3 protein-coding genes are annotated in these 4,045 nt (G+C 60.2%); 2 read left to right on the plus strand and 1 reads right to left on the minus strand.

Annotation, left to right across the window (positions count from 1 at the left end):
- Positions 1 to 103: 103 nt before the first annotated feature.
- On the minus strand, positions 104 to 988 hold the full coding sequence (locus tag QMX91_RS29470) for a helix-turn-helix domain-containing protein (RefSeq protein ID WP_007964041.1): 885 nt from the start codon (positions 986 to 988) through the stop codon (positions 104 to 106).
- A 177-nt stretch (positions 989 to 1,165) separates the two neighbouring features.
- On the opposite strand from QMX91_RS29470, the gene pobA reads away from it, so the two are divergent.
- Entirely contained in the window at positions 1,166 to 2,359 is a 1,194-nt protein-coding gene (pobA, locus tag QMX91_RS29475) for a 4-hydroxybenzoate 3-monooxygenase (protein ID WP_282413796.1), read from the plus strand.
- A 79-nt stretch (positions 2,360 to 2,438) separates the two neighbouring features.
- Complete coding sequence (locus tag QMX91_RS29480) at positions 2,439 to 3,956, plus strand: MDR family MFS transporter (protein ID WP_098965330.1); 1,518 nt, start codon at positions 2,439 to 2,441, stop codon at positions 3,954 to 3,956.
- Positions 3,957 to 4,045 lie beyond the last annotated feature (89 nt).

Here is a 4,045-nt window from a genome sequence, read left to right on the forward strand (position 1 = left end):
GGGCTTGCTCCCGAATGCGGTGTGCCATTCAGCATTGATGCACACTGATACACCGCTTTCGGGAGCAAGCCCCCTCCCACAGGATATCGCCAGGTTTACAGGATCACTGCTCGGCCTTCAGCCGGTCACGAAACGCCTTTGGCGAAATGCCCACCCTGCGCCGGAACAAGCGCGTGAAGTTGGTCGGATCGGAAAATCCCAACAACTCCGACATCTCGTAAATGGTCATGCTGGTGTAGGTCAGCAAACGTTTGGCTTCCAGCAACTGGCGTTCGTGCATGATCTGCAGCGCCGGCTGCCCTGCCAGTTCGCGGCAGGTGCCATTGAGGTGTGACACCGAAATCCCCAGGCGATGGGCGAGGTCTTCGACCTTCACATGCTGGCGGTAAGTCTCCTCCACCAATTGAATGAACCCGTTGAGGTATTCGCGCTGGCGTTGCGGCCGCTGGCTGGCGTTATGGCGCACGAGCGCCTGACGGCTGACCCAGACCATGATCACGCTGACCAGCGAATGCATGAGCATTTCCCGCGCGGGTTGATGGCCGTTGTACTCGGCCTGCAACGCTGAAAACAGACTGTTCAGGTACTCCGCGTCCTTGCCCGCCGGGTAGTGCTCGGCCTGGGCCAGTGCGTGCACCGAACTGCCCAGTTGCGCCTGCAGGTGATTGATCAGCGGATTGGCGAGGGTGACGACGAATCCTTCGACGTCCTCGGAAAAGCGAAAGCCATGCACCGACAACGGTGGCAGGACTTGAATCGCGGGTTGGTTGAGCTGCGTGCGTTGACCTTCGATTTCAAGCTCTGCCTGACCTTTGAAGACGAAGAGCAACTGGCACAAATCGGCGTGGCGGTGGGGTTTGATTTCCCATTGATGTTCGCGGCTGCGTTTGGAAATGGTTTCACAGTGCAGCAAGTCAGGGGTCGGCCAGTCCAGGCTTTCACCGTAGAGCTTGAACACCGGAATCGAAGGCAGGTCAGGCTTGTTCATCACTTCAATCCAGGCCTCGAGGTTGCGGGCGATAATCGCACCGATTGGCAGAATGTACAGGTATCGGCTCAGTTTTCACCTTCAATTGACAGACCCGCAAGGGAAAAATGCAAGCACTCGATCCATAAAAATCATTCACCGGCGCCTGTCGCGTGAAGCTTGCGAGTCATAAAAACAATGAAAACGCTGAAAACCCAAGTCGCCATCATTGGCGCCGGTCCGTCCGGATTGCTCCTCGGTCAGTTGCTGCACAACGCCGGCATCGACACCCTGATTGTCGAACGCCAGACACCCGACTATGTCCTCGGACGAATTCGCGCCGGCGTGCTTGAACAAGGCATGGTAGAGCTGTTGCGCCAGGCCGGCGTAGGCGCGCGCATGGATGCCGAAGGGCTGGTGCACGCCGGCTTCGATCTGGCACTGGATGGGCGTCTGGCACACATCGATCTGCAGGCTTTGACCGGCGGCAAAACCGTCATGGTTTACGGTCAGACCGAAGTCACGCGCGACCTGATGGCCGCTCGTCGGGAGGCTGGCGCAATGTCGTTTTATGAAGTGAGCCATGTCGTTCCTCACGGCATGAAAAGCGACGAGGCCTTTGTCACCTTCGAAAAGGATGGCGAAACCTGGCGCGTCGATTGCGATTACATCGCCGGTTGCGATGGTTTTCACGGCGTGGCCCGGCAGTCGATTCCCGAGGCCTGCCTGAAGATCTTCGAGCGGGTCTATCCGTTCGGCTGGTTGGGGATTCTCGCTGACACCCCGCCAGTGCACGAAGAGCTGGTCTACGCCCGGCACGAACGCGGCTTCGCCCTGTGCAGCATGCGTTCGGCCACCCGTACCCGTTATTACCTGCAAGTGCCGGCCGAGGAGAACGTTGCCGACTGGTCCGACGAGCGCTTTTGGGCTGAGCTGAAAACCCGTCTGCCCGCCGCGCTTGCCGAGAAACTGGTGACTGGCCCGTCGATTGAAAAAAGCATCGCGCCGCTGCGCAGTTTTGTCGTCGAGCCGATGCAGTACGGACGGATGTTTCTGCTCGGCGATGCCGCGCACATTGTACCGCCCACCGGCGCCAAGGGCCTGAACCTGGCCGCCAGCGATGTCAGTACGCTGTTCAACATTCTGCTGAAGGTTTATCGCGAAGGGCGCACCGATCTGCTGGAGAAATACTCGGAAATCTGCCTGCGCCGGGTATGGAAAGCCGAACGTTTCTCCTGGTGGATGACCTCGATGCTGCACCGCTTCGACGAGCACGATGATTTCAGCCAACGGATCAGCGCCTCGGAACTGGACTACTTTGTCAGTTCAGAAGCGGGTCGAAAAACCATTGCAGAAAATTACGTCGGACTTCCGTACGAGGCTATCGAATAGCCTGCTACCGACTTACACTGGCGAGCATCCACCCGCGCGCAATGGCCGTGCGGGTCCATCACTGCCCGCAGGCTCGCCCGTGACCAATCTCAATCACCCTGAAACGCCCAAACCGGCCATTCGCAGCGTGCTGGTCGCGTTAATGATGGCGATTTTTCTCGGCGCGCTGGACCAGACCATCGTCGCCGTCTCGATGCCCGCCATCTCCGCACAGTTCAAGGACGTCAGCCTGCTGGCCTGGGTGATTTCCGGGTACATGGTGGCAATGACCGTGGCGGTGCCGATCTACGGCAAACTCGGCGATTTGTACGGGCGACGCAAACTGATGCTGTTCGGCATGGGCCTGTTCACACTGGCCTCGCTGTTCTGTGGCATGGCGCAAAGCATGGAACAACTGGTGCTGGCGCGGATTCTTCAGGGCATCGGTGCCGGCGGAATGATTTCGGTGAGTCAGGCGATCATCGGCGACATCGTCCCGCCGCGCGAACGTGGGCGTTATCAGGGCTACTTCAGCAGCATGTACGCGGTGGCCAGCGTCGCCGGGCCGGTGCTCGGCGGCTACATGACCGAATACCTGTCGTGGCGCTGGGTGTTCCTGATCAATCTGCCACTGGGACTGGGCGCCTGGTGGGTTGCCAATCGCAATCTGCGCGGGCTGCCGATTCCGCAGCGCAAACCGATCATCGACTACCTCGGCACGCTGTTGATGATCATCGGTTTGACCGCGCTGCTGCTGGCCATCACCCAGGTCGGTCAGGGTCATTCGTGGCGCAGCAGTGAAGTGCTCGGTTTGTTCGCCTGCGCGGTGCTGGTGCTGGCGGTGTTCGTCTGGCATGAACGCCGGGCGCGTGAGCCGCTGCTGCCGATGCACTTGTTCACCAACCGCAACGCGTTGCTGTGCTGGTGCACGATTTTCTTCACCAGTTTTCAGGCGATCTCGCTGATCGTGCTGATGCCGCTGCGCTTTCAGAGCGTCACCGGCGCTGGGGCGGATGCGGCGGCATTGCACTTGCTGCCGCTGGCGATGGGCCTGCCGATCGGCGCTTATTTCGCCGGACGCCGTACTTCGGTGACCGGTCGCTACAAACCACAGATTCTGACCGGCGCGCTGCTGATGCCGATCTCGATTCTCGGCATGGCGTTCAGCCCACCCGATGCGACGCTGGTCAGCAGCCTGTTCATGCTGCTCAGCGGGATTGCCGGCGGCATGCAGTTCCCGACTTCACTGGTGGGTACGCAGAACTCGGTGGAGCAACGCGACATCGGCGTCGCCACCAGCACCACCAATCTGTTCCGCTCGCTGGGCGGCGCGGTGGGTGTGGCGTTGATGTCGGCGCTGTTGCTGGCGTTGTTGCAGGATTCGAGTTTCGCCCATCTGGCGAGCAACTCGCTGCTCAGCGAAGGGCATTCGGGCAATGTGCTGCTCGACGGTTTGAACGCCGCACCGGGCGATGCGCAGAACGCCTTGCGCGCCGAGCTTTCGGTGACGTTCCGGCATCTGCTGTGGGTGAGTACCGCGGTGTCGCTGCTGGGGCTGGCAGCGGCAATTGCGATGCCGAACAACCTGCTGCGCGGGCGCGAGCACGGCGCCAAATAACAGCAACACCTTGATCCCCTGTAGGAGTGAGCCTGCTCGCGATGAGGGTGTGTCAGTCGACATCACTGTTGAATGACACACCTTCATCG

Origin of the sequence: Pseudomonas sp. PS01299 (assembly GCF_029960145.1) — a bacterium.
GTDB classification, from domain to species: domain Bacteria; phylum Pseudomonadota; class Gammaproteobacteria; order Pseudomonadales; family Pseudomonadaceae; genus Aquipseudomonas; species Aquipseudomonas putida_A.

Coding starts and splice junctions, on each gene's coding strand:
- QMX91_RS29470 (WP_007964041.1), bottom strand. CDS start 988: ATGAACAAGCCTGACCTGCCTTCGATTCCGGTGTTCAAGCTCTACGGT.
- pobA (WP_282413796.1), top strand. CDS start 1,166: ATGAAAACGCTGAAAACCCAAGTCGCCATCATTGGCGCCGGTCCGTCC.